Here is a 2,541-nt window from a genome sequence, read left to right as displayed (position 1 = left end):
CGCCGGGCGATGTTCTTCACTCATCGGGGCATCCTCGACGAAATGGGACACTCGCATAAGGCATGTACGGGCCTTGACCTGCATAAACGCCCTCTTAGTGAGCGTTTGATTCTCGGTTGTCTGTTTCATTTGGTTTGGCTGTCGCGCCAGTTGGTGGTGGCTTCGTGGGTGAGGCGGCGGGTCAATGAGGTTGATGGCAGCCAGTTGGATCATGGCGGCTGATCGGTGTGGGTGGGTTTCGTAGTCGCGGGCGAGGCGGCGGTGGTGCATGAGCCAGCCGAGGGTGCGTTCCATCGCCCAAGCACACTGCGCTTATGGATAGTCAAAGCAATGAGCAGGCACCCATAATCGGCCGGGAGGGCTTGCAGCGGTTGGTCGCTGTGGCCCGACGGTTGCGGGGCCGGCTGGGCGATGAGGGGAACGGGTCGTCATGCGAGACGACAGTGACGTCGGCCCCAGAAAACGATTCCGGTGGTTGCGGACGGGCAGGTGTGGGCGGCGCTGCCGGAGGTGAACCGTCGGGCGGTGGTGGGGCAGTTGGTGCGGCTGGCGAGCCGCGCGTTGTCGGCCGCAGCGACGGTGAGTGAGCGGGGCCGGCGATGACGTCGGTGATGCCATGGGAGCGGCCCGGCAGCAAGATCGACGACCGTCATCTGCAGCGGCTCGCGGTGATCTATGTTCGCCAGTCCACCCGTCAGCAGCTTGTCGACCACCAGGAGTCGACCCGGTTGCAGTACGCCCTGGTGGACCGGGCGGTCGCGCTGGGCTGGCAGGCGGACCGGGTTGTGGTGATCGACGAGGACCTGGGCAAGTCGGGGTCGAGTGCGGTGGCCCGCACCGGTTTCCAGCGTCTGGTCACCGAGATCGGGCTGGACCATGTCGGTCTCGTGCTGGGGATCGAGATGTCCCGTCTGGCCCGCTCCGGCAGGGACTGGTACCAGCTGATCGAGCTGTGCGCCCTGTCGGGTGCGGTCCTGGCGGACACCGACGGGGTCTACGACCCGGCCGAGTACAACGACCGGCTGCTGCTGGGGCTCAAGGGCACGATGAGCGAGGCCGAACTCCACCTGATCAGGCAGCGGATGTGGAGCGGGCGGCTGAACAAGGCCCGCCGCGGTGAGCTGGCCTTCCCCCTGCCCAGCGGTTACGTCCGCCGCCCGTCGGGGGAGGTCGCGTTTGATCCGGACGAGCAGGTGCAGACCGTGATCCGTCTGGTCTTCGCACAGTTCGAGCGGCTCGGCACGTTACACGGTGTGCTGCGCTATCTCGTCGACCATGACGTCCAGTTGGGCATCCGGCTGCGTGAGGGGCCGGACAAGGGCACCCTGGAATGGCGAAGGCCGAACCGGATGACGCTGCAGAACCTGCTGCACAATCCCGCCTATGCCGGCATCTACGCCTATGGGCGGCGCCGGGTCGACCCGCGCCGCCAGGACCCGGCCCGGCCGAGCACCGGACGGGTCGTCCGCTCCCGGGACGGATGGCATGTGATGATCCCGAACGTCCTGCCCGCCTACATCACCGTCGCCCGGTTCGAGGCGAACGAGGCGAAACTGGCGGCCAACCGCGCCCGCGCCGAGGCCATGGGCACGGTCCGGGGCGGCCCCGCCCTCGCGGCCGGGCTGGTGCACTGCGGACGCTGCAACCGGCGCATGAGCGTGCGCTACCACACCCAGCACAGCATGGCCCTGCCCGAATACGTGTGCGCCCGGGACAAGACCAACTACGGCGCGGAGAAGGACTGTCAGCTGCTCAACTCCGCCTGCGTGGACGCCTTCGTCGAAGAGCAGGTCCTCGCGGCACTGACGCCCGCCGCCGTCGAGGTGTCCCTGCGCGCGGCCGACCAGGTTCTGGCCGAGCGGGCCGAGCTGGAACGGCTGTGGTCGCAGCGGCTGGAACGCGCCGCGCAGGACGCCGACCGGGCCCGCCGCAGCCACCACCTCGCCGAGCCGGAGAACCGCCTGGTCGTGCGCCAGTTGGAGAAGGAATGGGAGGACGCACTCGCCGTCCAGCAGCAACTCCGCGAGGACTACGACCGGTTCACCCGCAGCAGCCCGCACATCCTCACGCCCGCCGAGCGGCAGACCCTCACGGCCCTGGCCGGCGACATCGAGGGTTTGTGGCGTGCGGACAGCACCACGACAGCGGACCGCAAGGAGATCGTCCGCGCGGTCGTCGACAGGGTCGTCGTCACCGTGCTCGGCACCAGCGAGCGGGTGAAGACCACGATCGTCTGGGCCGGCGGGACCACCACGGCGGGAGAGGTCGTCCGCCCGGTTCAGCGGTTGGAACAGCTCAGCTACTACCCGCAGTTGACCGACCGGATCCGCGAACTCGCAGGCCAGGGCATAGGCGCCAGCGGGATTGCCGACCGGCTGGAAGCCGAGGGCCTCCGGCCGGGCAAGGGCGGCAAACGGATCTCTGCAGCCACCGTCCGTGACCTCATGCCCGGGTTCGACGTAATTCGGGGGGTCTAGAGGTCCGGCCGGGCTGAACGTGCAGGTCATAGGGCTGCAGGGGCTTGCAGGGTGCGAAAGTGCC

Annotated in this window: 1 protein-coding gene and 1 pseudogene; one reads left to right on the top strand and one right to left on the bottom strand. The window is 68.4% G+C overall.

Annotated elements, in window-relative coordinates; translation table 11 throughout:
• Positions 1-125: 125 nt before the first annotated feature.
• Positions 126-300 (bottom strand): annotated as a pseudogene (locus HDC93_RS39165) (IS5/IS1182 family transposase); the annotation flags it as partial.
• Between the two features lie 299 nt (positions 301-599).
• Between HDC93_RS39165 and HDC93_RS37510 the strand changes: the two are divergent.
• Positions 600-2,477 carry a recombinase family protein gene (locus HDC93_RS37510; protein WP_185015231.1) on the top strand — a complete coding sequence of 626 codons (1,878 nt, stop codon included), beginning with the start codon at positions 600-602 and terminating at the stop codon, positions 2,475-2,477.
• Positions 2,478-2,541 lie beyond the last annotated feature (64 nt).

It is taken from the genome of Streptomyces sp. AK010 (assembly GCF_014207295.1).
GTDB lineage: Bacteria > Actinomycetota > Actinomycetes > Streptomycetales > Streptomycetaceae > Streptomyces > Streptomyces massasporeus.
Note: the sequence above shows the minus strand (reverse complement) of the source record. Positions and strands in the feature narration are given on the sequence as shown.